Source organism: Mycobacterium hackensackense, assembly GCF_025822555.1.
Taxonomy (GTDB): Bacteria; Actinomycetota; Actinomycetes; order Mycobacteriales; family Mycobacteriaceae; genus Mycobacterium; species Mycobacterium fluoranthenivorans.
Genome location: NZ_JACKUC010000029.1, coordinates 1,042,656 through 1,063,247 on the forward strand (window position 1 = coordinate 1,042,656; position 20,592 = coordinate 1,063,247).

The window sequence follows — 20,592 nt, forward strand, 5'->3', positions numbered from 1 at the left end:
AACCGCACCCAACTATCCGCGTTCTTAGGGAACCGTTAATATCGGGACCATGACGAGCGTTACCGATCCTCCCGCACCGGCCGCCCCGCACGTAATCGATATCCACACCACCGCCGGCAAATTGGCTGACCTGCGCAAGCGCGCCGAGGAGGCAAAGCACCCCGTCGGCGAGGCAGCCGTCGAGAAGGTGCACGCGAAGGGCAAGCTGACCGCTCGCGAACGCGTGCTGGCACTGCTCGACGAGGGGTCGTTCGTCGAACTCGACGCGCTGGCCAAACACCGCAGCACCAACTTCGGGCTGGAGTCCAACCGTCCCGTCGGCGACGGCGTGGTCACCGGTTACGGCACCATCGACGGCCGCGACGTGTGCATCTTCAGCCAGGACGCCACGGTCTTCGGCGGCAGCCTCGGCGAGGTGTACGGCGAGAAGATCGTCAAGGTCCAGGAGCTGGCCATCAAGACCGGCCGCCCGCTGATCGGCATCAACGACGGCGCCGGCGCCCGCATCCAGGAGGGTGTGGTCTCGCTCGGCCTGTACAGCAAGATCTTCCGCAACAACATCCTGGCCTCCGGCGTCATCCCGCAGATCTCGCTGATCATGGGTGCCGCGGCCGGCGGGCACGTCTACTCCCCCGCCCTGACCGACTTCATCGTCATGGTCGACCAGACCAGCCAGATGTTCATCACCGGCCCGGACGTCATCAAGACCGTCACCGGCGAGAACGTCACCATGGAGGAGCTCGGCGGCGCGCACACCCATATGGCCAAGTCGGGCACCGCGCACTATGTCGCCTCCGGCGAGCAGGACGCCTTCGACTACGTCCGCGATCTGCTGAGCTACCTGCCGTCGAACAACTACGCCGATCCGCCGCGCTTCCCGGCGCCGCCGCACCCGGGCGCCATCGAGGACAACCTCACCGCCGAGGATCTCGAACTCGACACGCTGATCCCGGATTCACCCAACCAGCCCTATGACATGCACGAGGTCATCTCGCGCATCCTCGACGACGACGAGTTCCTCGAGGTGCAGGCCGGGTACGCGGGCAACATCGTCATCGGCTACGGCCGGGTGGACGGCCGCACCGTCGGCATCGTCGCCAACCAGCCCACCCAGTTCGCCGGCTGCCTGGACATCAACGCCTCCGAGAAGGCGGCCCGGTTCATCCGGACGTGTGACTGCTTCAACATCCCGATCGTGCTGCTGGTCGACGTGCCGGGCTTCCTGCCGGGTACCGACCAGGAGTACAACGGCATCATCCGCCGCGGCGCCAAGCTGCTGTACGCCTACGGCGAGGCGACGGTCGCCAAGGTCACCGTGATCACCCGCAAGTCCTACGGCGGCGCGTACTGCGTGATGGGATCCAAGGACATGGGCGCCGACGTGGTGGTGGCATGGCCGACCGCGCAGATCGCCGTGATGGGCGCCTCGGGTGCGGTGGGCTTCGTGTACCGCAGCCAACTCAAGGACGCCGCCGCCAAGGGCGAGGACGTCGACGCGCTGCGCCTGGAGCTGCAGCAGGACTACGAGGACACCCTGGTGAACCCGTACGTCGCGGCCGAGCGCGGCTATGTCGACGCGGTCATCCCGCCGTCGCACACCCGCGGCTATGTGGCCACCGCGCTGCGGCTGCTGGAGCGCAAGATCAGCACGATCCCGCCGAAGAAGCACGGGAACATTCCACTGTGAGCGGGGAGAGCTCGGTGCCCGAACCCGAAACTGCAGAGACCGCCACGCACGAGCCCCACATCAAGGTGCTCAAGGGCAACCCGACCCCGGAGGAGCTCGCCGCCCTGATCGGCGTGCTGTCCGCGGCCGGTGGGGGTCCCGTCGACACCACACCGCCGTCTCTGGACATGTGGGGTCACCCGGTGGACAAGCTGCGCTACCAGATCCACAGCTGGCAGCGGGTGACTCTGCTGGAGCGCACGCACATTCGGCGCTAGATGACGCGGGTCGTCCTCGGCTCCGCGTCCTCGGGCCGGCTCGGCGTGCTGCGCCAGGCCGGTATCGAACCGGTGGTGCTGGTCTCCGATGTGGACGAGGACGCCATCCTGGCGTCCCTGCCGGGCGCGCCCGCCGCGGAGGTGGTGCTGGCCCTGTCCAGCGCCAAAGCCGACCGGGTGGCCGGATCGCTGAATGCCGACACGGCCGCGGATTGCGTGGTGATCGGCTGCGATTCGATGCTCGAAGTCGACGGCCGGCTGCGCGGCAAACCGGGCAGCATCGAGGCGGCCCGGGCGCAGTGGCAGTCCTGCGCGGGCCGTCCCGCAATCCTGCACACCGGACATTCCGTCCTGCATATGCGCGACGGCCAGGTCGTCGGCCGGGGTGCCCAGACGGCCTCCACCACAGTGCATTTCGCTGACCCCGAACCCTCCGACCTGGAGGCCTACCTGGCCAGCGGCGAGCCACTCTGGGTGGCGGGCGGGTTCACCCTCGATGGGCTCGGCGGTTGGTTCGTGGACCGCATCGAGGGTGATCCGTCGAACGTGATCGGGCTCAGCCTCCCCTTGCTGCGCACCTTGCTGGCGCGGCTGGGGCTGAGCGTGGCGCACCTGTGGACTGCCAATCCGACGCCACAGCACAGCTGAAAATTACTGTGCTGGAAGCACTTTGAAGGTGGCGCTGCCGTTCACCACGGAAGCCACCACCAGCAGGTAGTTCTGGCCCCGGCCCGCGGTCACCGCGGTGCACGGCAACGTGGCGCCGACGGAGATGGGCATATCACCGGCGCAGCTGGCCGAATCCGGGGCCTGGCCGGTTTGCCGCAACTGGGCAAGCAACGCGCCTTCGGCGACAGCCTTGGGCAGCATCGCGCCCAGGCCACCGTTGGGCGCCAGCACCGGGCCGCCACCGGGCCCCGGCGGCGGGGTGCCCGTCGGCGGCTGCGCCGGATCACTGCCCTGGGCCGCCGCCAGTCCGTAGTCCATCGCCAGGCCCTGCACCTTGGTGACCACCACCGCCTGTCGGGTGGCCGCCCCCGCGACGGTGACATTGCAGTACGCCGTCGCCCCCACCCTGCCGTCCAGGTCCGATTCGCAAGTCACCGCGTCCGGGGCGGTCTGGGTCGAACGATTGACCATGTCGGCGACCGACACCGCGAGCTGGCTCTGGCTCACCGACGGTGTCATCGCGTAGTTCACCTCGCTGCCTTTGACGCCCGTCACCGCGATGGCGATCTGAAAACTGTTCACCGCGCTGACGGTGACATCGCAACGGACCGACTGCCCCACCTGTCCGATCAGATCTTGCGGGCAGGCCACCGACTGTGGGGTCACCCCGGAGCGGGCGAGTTGATCGACGACCACCTTCTGCAGCGCCTCTTTGGCCACCCGCGGGCCGCTCGCGGGCTGACCGGGCGCGCCGCTGGTCGTCGTCTGCGTGCCACTGGCGGCGGGTTGCCCGGGCACCGTGCTGGTGCAGGCGGCGATCGCCGCGCAGGTCGCCACCGCCGCGATCCCGGCACCTGTTACTCGGATCACTCTCACGCCCATGGCCGCCCATTGTGCCCTGACCGTCGGCCGCGACGGTGAGCCGACCGCCCACCGGTGCGCGCCGCGAGAAATCGGTGACTTCGGGCAGTCCCCCGGCTCGCTGTCGGCGGCCCGCCTGGATCAGGCCTGTCCTCCCGCGCGCCACGCTGCGTGAGTAGGCTCGGAGCGTGCCATTAGCCGCAGATCCCGATCCTGCCCTCGCCGCCTATGCCCACCCGGAACGCCTGGTCACCGCTGACTGGCTGTCGGCCAACCTGGGCCGCCCCGGGCTCGCCATCGTCGAGTCCGACGAGGACGTGCTGCTCTACGACACCGGCCACATCCCGGGTGCGGTGAAGATCGACTGGCATGTCGACCTCAACGATCCGACCGTCCGCGATTACATCGACGGCGCCCAATTCGCCGACCTGATGAACCGCAAGGGCATCTCGCGCGAGGACACCGTCGTGATCTACGGCGACAAGAGCAATTGGTGGGCCGCGTACGCACTCTGGGTGTTCACCCTCTTCGGGCATCCCGACGTGCGCCTGCTCGACGGTGGCCGCGACCTGTGGGTCTCGCACGGCCGGGACACCTCGCTGGAGGTACCTACCAAGCAGACCACCGGATATCCGACGGTCGAACGCAATGACAGCCCCATCCGGGCGTACCGCGACGATGTCCTCGCCGCGCTGGGCACCCAACCGCTCATCGATGTCCGGTCCCCGCAGGAGTACACCGGCGAGCGCACCCACATGCCCGACTACCCGGAGGAAGGCGCCCTGCGCGGCGGCCACATCCCGACGGCGGTGTCGATCCCCTGGGCCAAGGCCGCCGACGAGAGCGGCCGGTTCCGCAGCCGCGCCGAACTGGAGAAGCTCTACGGTCACCTCGGCGCCGACGACAAGACGATCGTGTACTGCCGCATCGGCGAGCGGTCCAGCCACACCTGGTTCGTGCTGACCCACCTCCTGGGGCTGCCCGGGGTACGCAACTACGACGGTTCGTGGACCGAATGGGGTAACGCCGTGCGGGTGCCGGTGGCGGTGGGAGAAGAGCCCGGTTCGGTATGAGCGCGATGCCCTCCGCACTCGCCGAGGTGGTCGCCGAGTTCCAGGAGATGGCGGGCCAGGACAAGCTTGCGCTGCTGCTGGAGTTCGCCAATGAGCTGCCACCCCTGCCCGCCCACCTCGAAGAGGCGGCGATGGAGCCGGTTCCCGAATGCCAGTCACCGTTGTTCCTCGATGTGGACGCGGCCGACCGGGACGCCGTGCGCCTGTACTTCAGCGCACCGGCCGAGGCCCCGACCACCCGGGGCTTCGCCGCCATCCTCGCGGCGGGGCTGGACGGCCAGTCGGCATCCGACATCCTGGCCGTGCCCGACGACTTCTACGCCGATCTGGGGCTGGCCGCGTTGATCAGCCCGCTACGCCTGCGCGGGATGTCTGCCATGCTCGCCCGGATCAAACGGCGCCTACAGACGGCGTGAGTCCGCTTCGCTGAGCCCTCATCCCGCGGCCGGCGCGCTGAGCCCGTACTGTGCGGCTACTCATGAAATACACAGCGAGTGGCAATATTGACGCCTCCGTCATGCCAGAATGCTCCATGAGCGCAGGTTTGGCAAAGATGCCGCCCGCTTACGGCAGCCGCCGGACACAAGACGAGGAAGCAATCACGAAAGGTCCCCGCCTTCATGGACCGGCAACACAGAGACGTCATCCTGTACGAACTCAACGAGGTCCCGTGGGATGTCGTGGAGATCTACGTCAACAGGCGCCCGGAGTCACATATCGCCACGCTCCTGCGGGAGGGGCAATCGCTGACGACCGTACACGAGGACCGCGAAGAGCATCAGGGCCTGCAACCGTGGCGCACCTGGCCGACGCTGCACATGTCGACCTACGACCACAATTCCTTTGACCTGGGGCAGGACCCGACGACGTTCCGCGGCGAACCGATCTGGGACGTCGCCGAGAAGGCCGGCCTGTCGGTCGGCGTGTTCGGCCCCATGCAGAGCTGGCCGGCCCGCCAGTTCCGGCACGGCGGCTTCTATATCCCGGACACGTTCAGCCGGGATGCCAAGACGTTTCCGCCCACCCTGGAGAGCTTCCAGAGCTTCAACCTGGCGATGACGGGCGAGAACGGGTTCTCCCCGGACGCCGCCATGCACCCCAAGGCGCTGGCAGCAACCGCGGCCGCCCTGGTGCGGCAGGGTCTGACCCCGCGCTCCATGGCCACCCTGGGCACCCATCTGGTCAAAGAGCGCGTCGACCCCCGCTACAAGGCGTTCCGTTCGGCGATGCAGGCGCCGCTGAGCTTCGACCTGTTCTGGAAACTGCACCGCACGCACCAGCCGCGCCTGAGCGTGTTCTTCACCAACCACGTGGCCGGCATGATGCACCGCTTCTGGGGTGACAGCATGCCCGGGTACACCGAGCGGTTCGAGTACACCTCCGATGAGGTGTACGGCAGCTTCATCATCGCGGCGATGGATATCGCAGACCGGCAGATCGGACGCATTCGCAAGTACCTGGCCAAGAATCCGAACTCGATGCTCGTCGTCTCGGCGAGCATGGGCCAGGGACCGGTCGCGGTACCCGAACTCAGCGACCACATGCACGTCGTCGAGGACTACACCTTGCTCGCCGAGTCGCTGGGACTAAGCCCCCTCGGCCCGGGGCTGGCGATGTATCCGATGGTGTCGCTGGTGTTCGACACCGAGGACGATGCCCGCGCGGCTGGGCCGCCGCTGGAATCGGTGTCCGTCGAAGGCAAGGGCCCGCTCTTCGCGCGTATCCGGGTCGAGGGCAAGACGGTGACCTTCGGCATCGATTACATGCTGGGCTGCGACGACTCCGCCATGTTGCGCTTCCGCCCCGGCAACGGCGAGTCGGGCGAGGTCGTCGCCCCACCGGAGAAGCTGGGCCTCGCCCGGCAACCCCGGATCGGCGGCATCAACACCGGCTACCACATCCCGGAGGGAATCCTCATCGCGGCGGGCGCCGGCATCGCACCCGACCCGTCGCGCAAAGAGGTGGATGTGCTCGACGTGGCACCGTCACTGCTCGCCAATGCCCTGGGTGTGGAGCCCGCCGCATCGATGCAGGGCATCCCGTCGTTGTTCGCCTGATTGACGTCACCCCGTGCCGGCGGTGCCCGACCGGGCGCCGCCGGCGTCGTATCGGGGCCGACCTGCGCAGCAGGTCAACGTACTCGCCAGTAACTACATGTGTTTACCGAAATGGCAACGGTGGCTTGACAATTTTTCGGGGTGCCGACTCGCCACCCCCGGAATTGGACGCATACACTTCGCCCGATAGATTCTTAAAGACGTTTCTTAGAGATACCTGCCATCAGGAGGCGCAGTGCCCAGTCACGCCAGCTCGAAAATCTCCAAGGTGCTTGTCGCCAACCGCGGGGAGATCGCTGTCCGTGTGATCCGTGCCGCCAAGGACGCCGGGCTGACCAGCGTCGCCGTCTACGCCGAGCCCGACGCCGACGCGCCGCACGTGCGGCTCGCCGATGAGGCGTTCGCCCTGGGCGGCCAGACCTCGGCCGAGTCCTATCTGGTGTTCGAGAAGCTCCTCGACGCCGCCGCCAAGTCCGGCGCCAACGCGATCCACCCCGGTTACGGCTTCCTTTCGGAGAACGCCGACTTCGCCCAGGCCGTCCTCGACGCCGGCCTGATCTGGATCGGCCCGAGCCCGCAGTCCATCCGCGATCTCGGCGACAAGGTCACCGCACGGCACATCGCCGCGCGCGCCCAGGCCCCGCTGGTGCCCGGCACCCCGGACCCGGTCAAGGACGCCGACGAGATCCTCGCCTTCGCCGAGGAGTACGGCCTTCCCATCGCCATCAAGGCCGCCTTCGGTGGTGGCGGCCGCGGTATGAAGGTGGCCCGCACGCTCGAAGAGATCCCCGAACTGTTCGAGTCGGCCACCCGTGAGGCCGTCGCCGCCTTCGGCCGCGGCGAGTGCTTCGTCGAGCGCTACCTGGACAAGCCGCGCCACGTCGAGGCCCAGGTCATCGCCGACACCCACGGCAACGTCGTCGTCGCCGGTACCCGCGACTGCTCGCTGCAGCGCCGCTTCCAGAAGCTGGTCGAAGAGGCCCCCGCGCCGTTCCTGACCGACGCGCAGCGCAAGGAGATCCACGAGTCGGCCAAGCGCATCTGCAAGGAGGCCGGTTACTACGGTGCGGGCACCGTCGAGTACCTGGTCGGCCAGGACGGCCTGATCTCCTTCCTCGAGGTCAACACCCGCCTGCAGGTGGAACACCCGGTCACCGAGGAGACCTCGGGTATCGACCTGGTGCTCCAGCAGTTCAAGATCGCCAACGGCGAAGCCCTCGACATCACCGAGGATCCGACCCCGCGCGGGCACTCCTTCGAATTCCGGATCAACGGTGAGGACGCCGGCCGCGGCTTCCTGCCCGCCCCCGGGCCGGTGTCGAAGTTCGAGCCGCCGACCGGCCCCGGCGTGCGCATGGATTCCGGTGTGGAGACCGGCTCCGTCATCGGCGGGCAGTTCGACTCGATGCTGGCCAAGCTGATCGTCTCGGGTGCCACCCGCGAGGAGGCCCTGGCCCGCTCGCGCCGCGCGCTGGCCGAATTCAACGTCGAAGGCCTCGCGACCGTCATCCCGTTCCACCGTGCCGTCGTCAGCGACCCGGCGTTCATCGGTGACGGCGAGAAGTTCGACGTGCACACCCGCTGGATCGAGACCGAGTGGGACAACACCGTCGAGCCGTTCACCGCCGGCGAACCGCTGGATGAGGAAGACAACCTGCCCCGCCAGAAGGTGGTCGTCGAGGTCGGCGGACGCCGCCTCGAGGTCTCGCTGCCGGGTGATCTCGCCCTGGGCGGCGGCGGTGGCGCCGCGGCCGGGGTGATCCGCAAGAAGCCCAAGCCGCGCAAGCGGGGTGCCTCCGGCGCGGCCGCCGCGTCCGGCGACTCGGTCACCGCGCCGATGCAGGGCACCGTGGTGAAGGTGGCCGTCGAAGAGGGCCAGACCGTCGCCGCCGGCGACCTGGTCGTGGTCCTGGAAGCCATGAAGATGGAGAACCCGGTGACCGCGCACAAGGACGGCACCATCACCGGGCTGGCCGTCGAGGCCGGTGCCGCCATCACCCAGGGCACCGTGATCGCCGAAATCAAGTAATTCGCATCCGCCGAGTGGCCACCTGTGGCACGGATTCCGGTGAATCCTGTGCCGCACGTGGCCATTCGGCATTCTGGGGAGTCATATGGAGCCGGTAGAGATCAACAACGGCCAGTGGTACCTGCGCGGTCTGCGCTGCGATGACCGGGTCGACGACCGGCCGGCGCTGGCCGACCTCGGTGAGGTCGACCTGGACTACGTGCACGACGCCGAGGACGGCTGGGCCGACGACACGCGCTACACCTGGGCGGTGTGCGAGCCGACCACCGGCGAGTTGCTCGCCGAAGTCGTCCTCGACCCCGTCACCGGATACCTGCACAGCCGCGGCCGCCCCGGCTTCGAGGACGCCGCCGTGATGTCGGAGGACACCGTCCGGCGGTACGCGGAGATGGTGCTCGGCCTGGAAGTGCACACGTGAGCAAGATCGTCACGGTGACCGGCGCGGCCGGCCAGATCGGCTATGCCGCCCTGTTCCGCATCGGCGCCGGCGCGCTGCTCGGCCGTGATGTGCCCGTCACCCTGCGGCTGCTGGAACTGCCCGGCGCGATCCGGGCCGCCGAGGGTGTGGTGATGGAACTCGTGGACAGCGCCTTCGAGCTGCTGGTCGATATCGAGATCCACGACGATCCCGTGCGGGCTTTCGACGGTGTCGACGTCGCCCTGCTGGTGGGTGCGCGGCCGCGCAGCAAGGGAATGGAGCGAGCCGACCTGCTGGCCGCCAATGCCGCGATCTTCGCCGAGGCGGGCAAGGCGCTGAACTCCGGCGCGGGCAGCGATGTGCGCATCGTGGTGGTCGGCAATCCCGCCAACACCAACGCCCTGGTCGCCGCCGCGCACGCACCCGACATCCCGGCGAGCAGGTTCACCGCGCTGACCCGACTCGACCACAACCGGGCGGTGGCCGCGCTGGCCGACCACGCCGGGGTGCACGTCACCGAGGTCTCCCGGGTGACGGTATGGGGTAACCACTCCCCGACCATGTACCCGGACATCTTCCACGCCGAGGTGGGCGGCCGTCCCGGTGCCGAGTTCGCCGCCGACACCGATTGGCTGGCAAAGGATTTCATCCCGACGGTGGCCACCCGCGGCACCGCCATCATCGAGGCCCGCGGCACCTCCTCGGCGGCGTCGGCCGCCAACGCCGCCATCGACCACGTCCGCGACTGGGTGGACGGCACCGACCCGGCGGACTGGACGTCGGTCGCGCTGCCGTCACCCGGCGTCTACGGCATCCCCGAGGGTGTGGTGGCTTCACTGCCGGTCCGCGCGATCGACGGCGCGTGGCAGATCGTCGAGGGCCTGGACATCAACGAGTTCTCCCGCGCGCATCGACGCCTCGGTGGCCGAGCTGCTCGACGAGCGGTCTGCGGTGGAACGACTGGGCCTGCTCTAAGGCTCGTCGACATCGGCGCCGGTGCCGAGGTCGGCGCACTCGACATCGACCACATCGGCGCGTCCCCGCAGGAACGGGCCCGCCCCGGTGTCCCCGTGCGCGGCGGCCAGCATCTGCGGCCAGAACCGGCGCGCGATCACCACCGGGTGACCGGGCCGGCCCGCGTACACCGCCCGGGCCAGCCCCGTCTCGGCGGCCGCGGCCAGCACCCGACGCACCGCGCCCGCACCGATATCGGGGGTGTCCACCAGCGTGATGACCGCCAGCTCGGCGTCCACTGCCCCGATCCCCGCACGCAGCGATGCCGAGAGCCCGTCTGCCCAGTCGTCGGCCACCACCGCGCGCGCCGGCGCGGGCACCGGCACCACCGCCGCGCCCAGAACGACGACGATGTCCCGGCAGCCGCCGTCGCGCAGCGCCGTCACGGCCGCGCTCAGCCAACTCCCCTGTTCGGCAAGTACTTTCGGCATTCCATACCGAGTTCCCGCGCCGGCGGCCAGCAGTACGCCGGCGGCGACATGAGAACTCGACATGCGAACAGTGTGAACGTGAACGATTCTTGAACGATGACGGCCCCGACAAAAAAGCCGCAAGCCAAGCGCACGCACCCCGTCGACGAGGTGCTGCCGGTCCCCAAGCTTGCGTTGTACGGCTTCCAGCACGTGGTGGCGTTCTACGCCGGCGCGGTGCTGGTCCCGATCATCATCGCCGGTGCGATCAACCTGCCGGCCGAAGACCTGGTCAAACTGATCACCGCCGATCTCTTCACCTGCGGGATCGCCTCGATCATCCAGGCGGTCGGGTTCTGGAAGGTCGGGGTCCGGCTACCGCTGCTGCAAGGCGTCACGTTCGCCGGGGTGTCCCCCATCATCGCGATCGGGCTGGCCCATGGCGGCGGCGCGGCCAGCCTGCTGTACGTGTACGGGGCGGTGATCGTCGCCGGTGTCTTCACGTTCCTCATCGCGCCGATCTTCATCAAACTGCTGAAATTCTTCCCGCCGGTGGTGACGGGAACGTTGATCACCATCATCGGGCTCTGTCTGGTCCCGGTCGGCGCCATGGACGCCGTCACCAATCCGCACACGCACAAGACCGACCCGACGAACATCCGGTGGTTCCTCTACGCGCTGGGCACCATCGCGATCATCGTCGCCATCCAGCGCCTGTTCCGCGGGTTCGTGGCCACCATCGCGGTGCTGCTCGGACTGGTGATCGGCTGCACGGTCGCCTTCCTGCTCGGCGATATGAGCTTCGACAAGGTGGGCCAGGCGGCCGCGTTCGGCTTCACACCGCCGTTCCTGTTCGGCATGCCCAAGTTCGACTTCGTCGCGTGCCTGACCATGATCATCGTGCTGCTGATCACCGCCGTGGAGTCGACCGGTTCGACGATCGCGACCGGCGAGATCGTCGGCAAGCGCATCAAGGCCTCCGATATCGGCAACGTGCTGCGCGCCGACGGGGTGGCCACCGCCATCGGCGGCATCTTCAACTCGTTCCCCTACACCGCGTTCTCCGAGAACGTCGGCCTGGTGCGACTGACCGGCGTCAAGAGCCGCTGGGTGGTGGCGGCCGCCGGTGTCATCATGATCATCCTGGGCTTCCTGCCCAAGGTCGCCGCCGTCGTCGCGTCGATCCCCAACCCGGTGCTCGGCGGCGCGGCGCTGACGCTGTTCGCCACCGTCGCCGTCGTGGGCATCCAGACACTGGGCAAGGTCGACTTCACCGACCACCGCAACCTGATCATCGTCACCACCAGCCTGGCGCTGGCACTGTGGGTCACCTCGTACCCCGATATCGCCAAGGCGATGCCCACCGGCCTGGATCTCATCTTCGGCAGCGGGATCAGCATCGGCGCGGTGGCGGCCATCGTGCTCAACATCGTTTTCTTCCATACCGGTTCGCGCGGGCCGCGGGTGGCCGGTGGCGGGTCCATCACCTTGACCGAGGTGAACGCCATGACCGCGGAGCGGTTCACCGAGGTGTTCGGCCATGTGGTGCAGGACGTGCCGTGGGCGGTTGAGCGGGCCTACCAGCAGCGCCCCTTCGCCGATACCTTGGCGCTGCGGGAAGCCTTCCAGGATGCCGTGCTCACCGGCTCGTCCGAGCAGCAGATCGAACTGCTCAACGCGTTCAACGATCTGGGCGCCGAGGACGAGACCGGACACGCCCTGGCCGTCGACCACGTGGCGCTGTCCAATCTCGACGAGTCCGACCACAATGACGTCGTGGAATTGGCGACCGCGTACCGCGAGCACTTCGGCTTCCCGTTGATCATCTGCGCCAAGGAGACCGAGCATTTCGACCGGGTGCTGCGCAACGGCTGGTCCCGGATGGACAACTCCGATTCCGCCGAGAAGGCGTTTGCGCTGATCGAGGTCGCCAAGATCGCCAACTACCGGTTCACCGATCTGGTGGCCGATGCCAACCCGATCGCCGCGGCGCGTTTCAGCCGCTTCAACGAACTGTCGTGAAGGCGATCGGCCTGGACGGCTTCAACATGCTGACCGACCGACAACGCATGCATGCCCTGTTCGAGGTGTGCAGCTCGACCATCTGGGCCCGCCGGGTGCTCGCGGGGGCACCGTTCCCGGACACCCAGGCGCTGCTCGATCGCGCCGACCGGGTGCTCGCCGAGCTGCCCGACGCCGAGATCGACGCGGCCCTGGACGGACATCCGCGGATCGGCGGCAAGGTGGACAATGCCGCGTCCGCGCGCGAGCAGGCCGGGGTGGCCGCCGCCGGGGACGACGTGAAAGCCGCTCTGGCCGAGGGCAACCGGGCCTATGAGGACAAGTTCGGCTATGTCTACCTGGTGTGTGCCAGTGGACGAACGGCCCACGAACTGCTCGGCATTCTCACCGAGCGCCTGGACAACGATCCCGATACCGAACGCCGGGTGATGCGCAATGAGCTGGGCAAGATCAACCGGCTCCGGCTGGAGCGGCTCTTGAGCGAGCCGGCCTGATGGCGTCAGGATCGTCGGCATGACACACCTGAGCACCCATGTCCTCGACGCCGTGGCCGGGCGGCCCGCCGCCGGTATCGCCGTCACGCTCACCGACACCGCCGGTGCCGTGCTGGCCACCGCGCGCACCGACGCCGACGGCCGGGTGGCGGAGCTGGCCGCCGGGTTGGCGCCCGGCGTGTACCGGCTGACCTTCGACACCGCCGACTACTTCGCCGGCGCACCCAGCTTCTACCCGGAGGTCGTCATCGCCTTCGAGGTCACCGACGGTGTTCCCAAATATCATGTACCACTGCTGCTTTCACCGTTCGCGTACTCCACCTACCGAGGAAGTTGACGATGTCGGAAATCATCCTGGGCAAGAATCAGTACGGTAAGGCCGAGAACCGGGTGGTCCGGATCTACCGGGACACCCCCCGCCACGAGATCCACGACATCAACGTATCCACCTGCCTGCGTGGCGATTTCACCGCGGCGCACCTGGTCGGCGACCAGTCCGAGGTGTTGCCCACCGACACGCAGAAGCAGACTGCCTACGCCTACGCCAAGGAGAAAGGCCTGCTGTCCATCGAGGACTACGGTTTGACCCTGGCCCGGCACTTCGTGCACGATGTCGCGCCGGTGCAGGCCGCTCGGATCGAGATCGACGAATACGCTTGGGAGCGCGCCATTGTGGACGGCACCGAACACAACCACACCTGGATCCGCAAAGGCCAGGAGGTGCGCACCGCCGCCATCACGGTGGATGCCGACGGCGAGTACGTCGTCGGCGGCCTCAAGGATCTTATCGTCCTGAAATCGACGGGATCGGAGTTCGCGGGCTTCCTCAGCGATCCCTACACCGTCCTGGAACCGACCCACGACCGGGTGATGGCCACCTCGCTGGTCGCCCAGTGGCGGTTCACCAGTACCGAGGTCGACTGGGAGACGGTGTACGGCCAGATCAAGACGGCCCTGATCACGCAGTTCGCGGTGGTCCAGTCCCTGGCACTACAGCAGACGCTGTTCCACATGGGGCGCGCCGTGCTGGAGGAGCACCCGCAGATCGCCGAGGTGCGGTTGTCGGCACCCAACAAACACCACTTCGTCTACGACCTGTCCCCGTTCGGGCTGGAGAACAACAACGAGGTGTTCAACGCCGACGACCGGCCCTACGGGCTGATCCAGGCGACCGTGACCCGCGACGATGCCCCACCGGCCGGCCCGGCCTGGGACCTGCAGCAGGGCTGGCTGGCCTGACCCGGGGCGGCGCGCCGCCCGGCGTTTGCTGTGCCGGTTGCCTCGCGGTCGGCCACTGTGCGTCCTGGCAGAACGTCCCGCCGCAACCGTGTCGCCACCGCGGCAGCACCCTTTGCCGCGCGCCCCACCGGGCACGGCCGACACCCGAATCCGCACCCCGATCGACCCGCCCCGCCGGCCCGGGTCGCAGTTGCCCGGCGGTGACGAAATAGGCGCTGCAGCAACCAGATTCGATTCCCACACTAAGGCCGACGAGGCCGGTCCCGATACCGCGGCGGCGTCCATGCGCCCCACACCCCGGAACACGCGCCGAGGTGACCACGGAATCCGCAGGTCGGGCCGGTGAAGCGAATCGGACTCGGGCAGATCGATTGTCCGGTTCGGCCAAGTGGCGTAGTGTCAGGACGAGGTTGAGTTCACAGCCTGAAGCGAACGTCATTGACGTGGAGGACAACTAACAAGGTCCTGCACCCTGGGGTCTGGTCCCCACGGGTCTTGAACTATTTGGCGTGACCACAGTACGAATCACGTATTCCGACTGATGGAGTCACCATGCACAACCTGACTTTGCCTACCGCGAGGCGGAACTCCGCCTCCAACATCACCGAATCCGATATGGCGGCCTACTGCACCAAGTGGCTGGCCCCGTCGAGCGCCGTGCTCTCGGTATTCGGGGAGATCGACGCGGCCAACTGCCGAGAGTTCGCCGACTACGTCTTCCTGCACCTCCCCCATGTCCGCGAACTGGTGCTCGACCTGACCGGCGTGGAGTTCTTCGGTACGGCGGCCTTCTCCGCCGTGCACACGCTGGGCGTACGAGCGGCGGGCGAAGGGATCGACTGGACGGTCGTGCCCAGCCACGCGGTGACACGGCTGCTGCGGATCTGCGATCCCGAGAACGCGCTGCCGATGGAAGAGTCCGTCGCGACGGCACTGCTGCGACTGCGCCGAGACCCCTCGGATCTAGTTGAGGTCGTCGCGAAGTCGCGCTAGCGATTTCGCCAGCAGGCGCGACACGTGCATCTGCGAGACGCCGATGCGTTCGGCGATCTGCGTCTGCGTCATGTTCTCGAAGAAGCGGAGCACCAGAACCGTTCGTTCGCGATCAGGCAGGGAATCCAGCAGGGGGCGTAAGGACTCGCGATTGTCCACCTGTTCCAGGGCAAGGTCCTCGGTGCCCAGCGTGTCGCCGATGGACGGCGCGTCGTCGTCACCGCCACTGCCGCTGTCGATCGACAGGGTGTTGTACGAGCTCCCCGCCACCAAGGCCTCGACCACCTCTTGACGGTCGATATCGAGTTCGGCGGCGAGTTCGGTGGCGTTGGGGGCCCGGCCCAGACGCTGCGCCATCTCCGCGGTGACCCCGCCGATCCTGACATGCAATTCCTTGAGCCGGCGGGGCACCTTGACCGACCAGCCGTTGTCCCGGAAATGGCGACGCACCTCGCCCATCACGGTCGGCACCGCGAACGACGCGAAGTCCGATCCCGCGGTGACATCGAAGCGGTTGACCGCATTCACCAGCCCCATCCGCGCGACCTGAACGAGGTCCTCATGGGATTCGCCGCGACCGCCGAAGCGGCGCGCGATGTGATCGGCCAGGGGGAGACAACGCTCGACGATCCGTTCACGTTGCCGGGCGAACTGAGGGGAGCCCTCAGGAAGCGCCCGGAGTTCACGGAACATGTCGAGGACGTCCGTGTATTCCGAGCTCACTGCAGCAGGCCCACTCGCCTTGCGGTCAAAGAGATCCCGACCACGTGCCCACCGCTCACGTGCTGGCCGTCCACGAACGTCCGGACATCGGATACCAACGAACGCAGCACGTGCCAGCTGAAGCTGTCGGGGGCGACGACGGCGTCGTCACCCTCGCACGTGGTCGATGCGTGGACCGTCACGGCCTCGTCGCCGGGATCTATCTGCACGGCCAAGACGGAATCCGGCGCGGCAGAACGTATCAGCCGGGTGCAGGCCTCATCGACAGCCAAGCGCAGGTCGGCGACGGAGTCGATATCGAGGTCCTCGAACGTCGCGGCGGCGGCCACGAGCGTACGCAGCACCGCAAGATTCTCCAGCCTCGCGGCTACCCGGAGTTCCACCGACCGGTCGCCGGAAACCGGCACGCCGTCGTCGCCGCTGTTCCCAGTCATCTGACCTCCCGGGGTATCTGCACGGAGGCTACCCCACATCGTTATACCGTCGATCAATTGCCCCACACCGCCTGGCGGGTGTGACCCGATGGCCCGGCGGGTACTCGATCCTCGTCAACCTCGGCCCGACAGCCTGACCATGCCATGGCGGTGTCATACCCGGCTCGCCAGGATTCAAACGCCGGAGCGAGATTTGACCGGCCGGCGCGAGATGTTTCGGCGCCGACCGTGCCGGGAATCCCGGTGCCATGTTGCTGCGTAGAGTCGCCCGTCCGTTACTGTCCGTCGCCTTCATCGGCCAGGGCGTCGAGACCCTGCTGGACACCAAGTCCGCCTCCGATATCGTCCGCCCGACCCTGGAAGGGCTGCAGGCCCTGCCCGACGCGGTGGCACAGAAGGTCCCGTCGGACGCCGCCACCGTGGCGCGGGTCAATGCCGGTGTACAGATCGGCGCGGGGCTGCTGCTGGCCACCGGCCGCATTCCCCGGGTCGCCTCGGGACTGCTGGCCCTGACGGTCGTCCCGGGCAATCTGGGCGACCATATGTTCTGGAAGGAGACCGATCCGGAACGCAAGGCCGTCAAGCGCCGTGGATTTCTCACCGATCTCAGCCTGATCGGCGGGTTGGTGCTCGCCTCCGCCGACACCGCGGGCAAGCCGTCGCTGGGATGGCGCGGCCGGCGAGCCGCACGGCGGGTCTCGGAGGCCGTCACCGCCGCACTGCCCGCCGCCGACAGCGGCCTTGAGTCCGAACTCGCCGACAAGGTGGGCCACGGTCTGCAGATCGGCGCCGAGCGCCTACAGGTCGGGGCCGAGCGTGGCCGCGACCTCGCCGCCACGGCGTTGGAGAAGAGCGCGCCGGTGGCGAAGAAGGCCCGCCGCCGCGGCACCGAGTTGGCCGAGATCGCCATCGACCGTGCCGCCCCGCTCGCCGAGAAGGCCCGCCGCAAGGGCAGCGAACTTGCCGAAACGGCCTACGAGCAGGCCGAATCCGCTTTCGAGCAGGGTGGCGATCAACTCGCGTCCGGATGGCACCGACTTCGCCAGCAGATCTGACGATGGGCACCATCACGCGTGGACTGCCCAAGGCGGTAGGGCCGCTGTCCCAAGCTGTGCTCGACCACCTGACCGGTGAGCGGCCGCTGTCCGGCGTCGCCGATATCACGCTGTCCGACTCCGATCCGGCCGGGATGGACCTGCACTACGCGTTGCACCTCTGCTACGAACTGTTCTATCGCGGGTTCGACGGTGTGAGCGACGACTTCGAGTGGGATCTGACTCTGCTGGAATTGCGCGGTCGGCTGGAGGACATCTTCCTGACCGATATCCGGCGCGGGGTCGGCGATCTCACCGGCGTGACAGCCGCCGCCGAGATGGACCGGCTGTCGCTGGAACCCGTTGAGGGAAGCGGTCCCTCGCACTTCCTTCTGACCCGGGGCAGTTGGGACCAGATGCGCGAGTACTTCGCACATCGGTCCATCTACCACCTCAAAGAGGCGGATCCGCATGCCTGGGTGATTCCCCGGCTGGTCGGACAGGCCAAAGCGTCGTTCGTCGCCGTCGAATTCGACGAGTACGGGGGCGGCCGCGGTTCACAGGTGCATCAACGGCTCTTCGCCGACCTGATGACGGACGCCGGTCTGGACGCCGGCTATCTGGCCTACCTGGAGGCCGTGCCGGCCGAAACCCTCGCCGTCGTGAACCTCATGTCGATGTTCGGCTTACACCGTGCGCTTCGGGGCGCCACCGTCGGGCATTTCGCGGCCACCGAGATCACCTCGCCGCCCGGTGCGCAGCGGATCGCCGATGCGCTGGACCGGATGAGCGCCCCCGAGGCGTGCACCCGGTTCTACCTCGAACACGTCGAGGCGGATGCCGTGCACGAGCAGGTGGTGCGCAACGATGTCGTCGCCGACCTGCTGCGCCGGGAACCGCAGCTGGAATCCGATGTGGTCCTCGGCATCAGGGCCTTCGAACTGGTGGAGGACCGGTTGGCCGATCATCTGATGAAGTGCTGGAACGACAAACGAACCTCACTGCTGTCACCGCTGCGCTGATTTCCGGATCCGTTTGCGGTGACTGGTATCGCACAGCGGATAGGTGCGCGATCTGCGGCACGCACAGATCGCCACCTTGAAGCGTTCCGATTCGACCACCTGACCGTCGGGCAGCTCGATGGACACCGGTCCGTCCACGATCACCGGGCCCCCGGGAATCACCTGCACGATATTGCGGTCGGGCGCGCTCATCCCAACTCCGCGCGCAAGGCGGCCAGCAGCGGCTCGGCGGCCTCGGACAGGAACTGATCCTGCGTCTCGCCGCCGACCTGGACGAGCGCCACGTCGGTGAATCCCGCGTCGCGGTAGGGCCTGACCGCGTCCACGATCGCATCCAGGTCGGGTCCGCACGGGATGTTGTCGGCGACGTCCTCGGGCCGGACGAACTTGCTCGCCGCGGCGAAACCGGCCGTCGTCGGGAGGTCGGCATTGACCGACCAGCCGCCGCCGAACCACCGGAACTGTTCGTGCGCGCGCTGTATCGCCTTCTCCCGGTCGGGATCCCAGCACACCGGCAGCTGGCCCACGGCCCGCCCCTCGGGCATTCCGATCGCCCGGCGGCGACGACGCCACGTCTCGACGACGTCGCCGTCGGGCGCGGTATCGATGAGATGGTCGGCGAAGTCGGCCAGTTTCTCGACCGACTTCTCTCCGGTCATCGACACCGCCAGACCGACCGGCACGTCGGGGATGTCCCACAGCCGTGCCGAATCCACCTCGAAGTAGTCGCCGCGGAAGTCGACCAGCTCACCGCTCATCAGCTCCCGGATGATCTTGATGGCTTCGGCCAGCATGTCGATTCGCCGGCCCACGGTGGGCCAGTCCTTGCCCACGACATGCTCGTTGAGATTCTCGCCACTGCCCAGGCCGAGGGTGAACCTGCCATCGGCGAGGATCTGCAGGGTGGCGGCCTGCTGAGCGACCACGGCGGGGTGATACCGGATGGTCGGGCAGGTCACGTAGGAGTACAGGCCGACCTGGTGCGTCACATGGGCGACCGCACCCAGCACGGTCCACGCGTGCGGTGCGTGGCCCTGGGCCGCCAGCCACGGTGAGAAATGGTCACTGCAGACCTCGAAGTCGAACCCGGCCTCCTCGGCGGACACCGCGTGGCGCACCAGGTCTTTCGGCCCGGCCTGTTCCGTCATGAGGGTGTACCCGAAGCTGGTCATGCCCTCCCAGATACCCGGGGCAGCACTGTCACAAACTCGGCGGCGGCGGCCCGCGGCGCAGCAGAAGCGGCAACACCAGCCACAGACCGACCAAGGCCACAGCCGTGATGCCACCGGCCACCAGCCCGGCTCGGGTTCCCGCGACCACGTCGAAGATCAACACAGCGACTCCGGCGAGGGCGAGGGCCAGCAGGATGAGGCCGCAGCAGGCCAGTCGATGCGCACCGGACACGATGACATCGAGTCGGTGCCGGCGGAACATCAAGCGGTGCATCCCTATCGGCGCCACCAAGAGAATCGTGGCACCGACGGAGCAGGCCACGGTCACCAGGTAGACGGTCCGCATCTGGTCGTCGAGGCGGTCGAACCGATTCTGGAACGGCAGTGTCAGCAGCAGACCGGTGAGCAGTTGGACGCCGGTCTGCACCACCCGCAATTCCTGCAGCAGACTGGACCAATTGCGGTCCAGCCGTTGGGTTGCCGTCTCATCGCGGGCCTGTGTGTCCCACCGTTGATCGCGCTCGGGATGGTCGACATCGGCGCCCATGGCAGGGCCGGGTTCTAGTACCAGGAGCGTCGGCCGGCAACCGGGCGGCCGATCGAACCCAGCAGCCAGAACACCGCACCCACCACGAGGAGGATCACACCGACGACCCACAGGACGTAGACGTTGAGGACAAGCCCGAGAATGAGCAGGATCGCGCCCAGGACAATCATCAGTACCTCATTTCAGCAGTGTCACACGTGCGCCACGGACGACATGGCGCTCGGCTCGGGCAGGCGGCAGTTGACCACCTTGGGGTTGACGCCCGCGTAGTTCAGCGGTCCGGCGAGCACGGTGAGCCCGATCTGCCCCGCTGTCGCGCAATTGGTTTGGCCGGTGTGGAAGTAGTCGCGCTGCCAGGCTGCCAGTACTCCGATCAGCAGCCAGACCAACACGATCGTGCCGACTAGTCCCCGGAACATGGAAGCCCTCCATCAGTC

Annotated in this window: 25 protein-coding genes and 1 pseudogene; 17 read left to right on the top strand and 9 right to left on the bottom strand. The window is 67.7% G+C overall.

Features of this window, described 5'->3' with window-relative positions:
* Positions 1–49 precede the first annotated feature (49 nt).
* Genes H7J86_RS08070 through H7J86_RS08080 form a run of 3 tightly spaced genes read left to right on the top strand, consistent with a single transcriptional unit; the run spans position 50 to position 2,592 of the window.
* The gene (locus tag H7J86_RS08070; RefSeq protein ID WP_090355893.1) at positions 50–1,687 is read left to right on the top strand and encodes an acyl-CoA carboxylase subunit beta; all 1,638 of its coding nucleotides are present in this window, start codon (positions 50–52) and stop codon (positions 1,685–1,687) included.
* 14 nt (positions 1,688–1,701) lie between these two features.
* Entirely contained in the window at positions 1,702–1,944 is a 243-nt protein-coding gene (locus H7J86_RS08075; RefSeq protein WP_235632778.1) for an acyl-CoA carboxylase subunit epsilon, read from the top strand.
* Positions 1,945–2,592: a Maf family protein gene (locus H7J86_RS08080; RefSeq protein WP_267290303.1), complete on the top strand. Its 648-nt coding sequence runs from the start codon at positions 1,945–1,947 to the stop codon at positions 2,590–2,592. It abuts the gene before it with no gap.
* 3 nt (positions 2,593–2,595) lie between these two features.
* Here the strand turns inward: H7J86_RS08080 and H7J86_RS08085 are convergent, their stop codons facing one another.
* Positions 2,596–3,495, bottom strand: coding sequence for a DUF4333 domain-containing protein (locus H7J86_RS08085; protein WP_267290305.1), 900 nt, complete (start codon positions 3,493–3,495; stop codon positions 2,596–2,598).
* On the opposite strand from H7J86_RS08085, the gene H7J86_RS08090 reads away from it, so the two are divergent.
* The 7 genes and pseudogenes from H7J86_RS08090 to H7J86_RS08120 all read left to right on the top strand — a co-directional run bounded on the left by H7J86_RS08090 (position 3,494) and on the right by H7J86_RS08120 (position 10,026).
* Entirely contained in the window at positions 3,494–3,649 is a 156-nt protein-coding gene (locus H7J86_RS08090) for a hypothetical protein (RefSeq protein ID WP_267290307.1), read from the top strand. The genes H7J86_RS08085 and H7J86_RS08090 overlap by 2 nt on opposite strands.
* A gap of 13 nt (positions 3,650–3,662) precedes the next feature.
* A complete protein-coding gene (locus H7J86_RS08095) occupies positions 3,663–4,547 on the top strand; it encodes a sulfurtransferase (RefSeq protein WP_187098582.1) in 885 nt (294 codons plus the stop codon).
* Positions 4,544–4,963: a SufE family protein gene (locus tag H7J86_RS08100; RefSeq protein WP_267290309.1), complete on the top strand. Its 420-nt coding sequence runs from the start codon at positions 4,544–4,546 to the stop codon at positions 4,961–4,963. Before H7J86_RS08095 ends, H7J86_RS08100 begins: the two co-directional genes overlap by 4 nt.
* Positions 4,964–5,167: 204 nt before the next feature.
* Positions 5,168–6,604 carry a hypothetical protein gene (locus tag H7J86_RS08105; protein WP_267290311.1) on the top strand — a complete coding sequence of 479 codons (1,437 nt, stop codon included), beginning with the start codon at positions 5,168–5,170 and terminating at the stop codon, positions 6,602–6,604.
* 235 nt (positions 6,605–6,839) lie between these two features.
* Complete coding sequence (locus H7J86_RS08110; RefSeq protein WP_090355910.1) at positions 6,840–8,633, top strand: acetyl/propionyl/methylcrotonyl-CoA carboxylase subunit alpha; 1,794 nt, start codon at positions 6,840–6,842, stop codon at positions 8,631–8,633.
* An 85-nt stretch (positions 8,634–8,718) separates the two neighbouring features.
* On the top strand, positions 8,719–9,051 hold the full coding sequence (locus tag H7J86_RS08115) for a hypothetical protein (protein ID WP_090355912.1): 333 nt from the start codon (positions 8,719–8,721) through the stop codon (positions 9,049–9,051).
* Positions 9,048–10,026: pseudogene (locus H7J86_RS08120) on the top strand (malate dehydrogenase). Before H7J86_RS08115 ends, H7J86_RS08120 begins: the two are co-directional and overlap by 4 nt.
* Here the strand turns inward: H7J86_RS08120 and H7J86_RS08125 are convergent.
* Positions 10,023–10,559, bottom strand: coding sequence for a nucleotidyltransferase family protein (locus H7J86_RS08125; RefSeq protein ID WP_187098580.1), 537 nt, complete (start codon positions 10,557–10,559; stop codon positions 10,023–10,025). The pseudogene H7J86_RS08120 and the gene H7J86_RS08125 sit on opposite strands and share 4 nt — an antisense overlap.
* A gap of 33 nt (positions 10,560–10,592) precedes the next feature.
* Here H7J86_RS08125 and H7J86_RS08130 point away from each other — a divergent pair, with 33 nt between their 5' ends.
* The 5 genes from H7J86_RS08130 (at position 10,593) to H7J86_RS08150 (ending at position 15,223) form a co-directional block, all read left to right on the top strand.
* Positions 10,593–12,497 (top strand): solute carrier family 23 protein, encoded by a 1,905-nt coding sequence (locus H7J86_RS08130; RefSeq protein ID WP_090355920.1) that lies wholly within the window; start codon positions 10,593–10,595, stop codon positions 12,495–12,497.
* A gap of 26 nt (positions 12,498–12,523) precedes the next feature.
* Positions 12,524–12,991, top strand: coding sequence for a 2-oxo-4-hydroxy-4-carboxy-5-ureidoimidazoline decarboxylase (uraD, locus tag H7J86_RS08135; protein ID WP_267290640.1), 468 nt, complete (start codon positions 12,524–12,526; stop codon positions 12,989–12,991).
* Between the two features lie 19 nt (positions 12,992–13,010).
* Positions 13,011–13,328, top strand: coding sequence for a hydroxyisourate hydrolase (gene uraH, locus H7J86_RS08140; RefSeq protein ID WP_090355925.1), 318 nt, complete (start codon positions 13,011–13,013; stop codon positions 13,326–13,328).
* A 2-nt stretch (positions 13,329–13,330) separates the two neighbouring features.
* Positions 13,331–14,230, top strand: coding sequence for a factor-independent urate hydroxylase (gene pucL / locus H7J86_RS08145; RefSeq protein WP_267290313.1), 900 nt, complete (start codon positions 13,331–13,333; stop codon positions 14,228–14,230).
* 552 nt (positions 14,231–14,782) lie between these two features.
* The gene (locus H7J86_RS08150) at positions 14,783–15,223 is read left to right on the top strand and encodes an STAS domain-containing protein (RefSeq protein ID WP_235632779.1); all 441 of its coding nucleotides are present in this window, start codon (positions 14,783–14,785) and stop codon (positions 15,221–15,223) included.
* On the opposite strand, the gene H7J86_RS08155 is transcribed toward H7J86_RS08150, so the two are convergent.
* Both H7J86_RS08155 and H7J86_RS08160 read right to left on the bottom strand, forming a co-directional pair.
* Positions 15,194–15,916, bottom strand: coding sequence for a SigB/SigF/SigG family RNA polymerase sigma factor (locus H7J86_RS08155; RefSeq protein ID WP_267290315.1), 723 nt, complete (start codon positions 15,914–15,916; stop codon positions 15,194–15,196). The genes H7J86_RS08150 and H7J86_RS08155 overlap by 30 nt on opposite strands.
* A 26-nt stretch (positions 15,917–15,942) precedes the next feature.
* On the bottom strand, positions 15,943–16,380 hold the full coding sequence (locus tag H7J86_RS08160; protein ID WP_090356303.1) for an ATP-binding protein: 438 nt from the start codon (positions 16,378–16,380) through the stop codon (positions 15,943–15,945).
* Between the two features lie 248 nt (positions 16,381–16,628).
* Between H7J86_RS08160 and H7J86_RS08165 the strand changes: the two genes are divergently transcribed.
* Both H7J86_RS08165 and H7J86_RS08170 read left to right on the top strand, forming a co-directional pair.
* Positions 16,629–17,435, top strand: a complete 807-nt coding sequence (locus H7J86_RS08165) for a DoxX family protein (RefSeq protein WP_090355932.1) — start codon at positions 16,629–16,631, stop codon at positions 17,433–17,435.
* A gap of 2 nt (positions 17,436–17,437) precedes the next feature.
* On the top strand, positions 17,438–18,436 hold the full coding sequence (locus H7J86_RS08170; RefSeq protein WP_267290317.1) for an iron-containing redox enzyme family protein: 999 nt from the start codon (positions 17,438–17,440) through the stop codon (positions 18,434–18,436).
* On the opposite strand, the gene H7J86_RS08175 is transcribed toward H7J86_RS08170, so the two are convergent.
* The 5 genes from H7J86_RS08175 to H7J86_RS08195 are packed head-to-tail and all read right to left on the bottom strand — an operon-like array spanning position 18,422 to position 20,574.
* Positions 18,422–18,628 carry a CDGSH iron-sulfur domain-containing protein gene (locus tag H7J86_RS08175; protein ID WP_090355937.1) on the bottom strand — a complete coding sequence of 69 codons (207 nt, stop codon included), beginning with the start codon at positions 18,626–18,628 and terminating at the stop codon, positions 18,422–18,424. The genes H7J86_RS08170 and H7J86_RS08175 overlap by 15 nt on opposite strands.
* The gene (locus tag H7J86_RS08180; protein WP_267290320.1) at positions 18,625–19,608 is read right to left on the bottom strand and encodes an LLM class F420-dependent oxidoreductase; all 984 of its coding nucleotides are present in this window, start codon (positions 19,606–19,608) and stop codon (positions 18,625–18,627) included. Before H7J86_RS08180 ends, H7J86_RS08175 begins: the two co-directional genes overlap by 4 nt.
* Positions 19,609–19,636: 28 nt before the next feature.
* A complete protein-coding gene (locus H7J86_RS08185) occupies positions 19,637–20,155 on the bottom strand; it encodes a DUF6328 family protein (RefSeq protein WP_267290322.1) in 519 nt (172 codons plus the stop codon).
* 14 nt (positions 20,156–20,169) lie between these two features.
* Positions 20,170–20,325, bottom strand: a complete 156-nt coding sequence (locus H7J86_RS08190; RefSeq protein ID WP_090355945.1) for a DUF6131 family protein — start codon at positions 20,323–20,325, stop codon at positions 20,170–20,172.
* Positions 20,326–20,346: 21 nt separating this feature from the next.
* Positions 20,347–20,574 (bottom strand): hypothetical protein, encoded by a 228-nt coding sequence (locus H7J86_RS08195; protein WP_090355948.1) that lies wholly within the window; start codon positions 20,572–20,574, stop codon positions 20,347–20,349.
* Between the last annotated feature and the right edge of the window lie 18 nt (positions 20,575–20,592).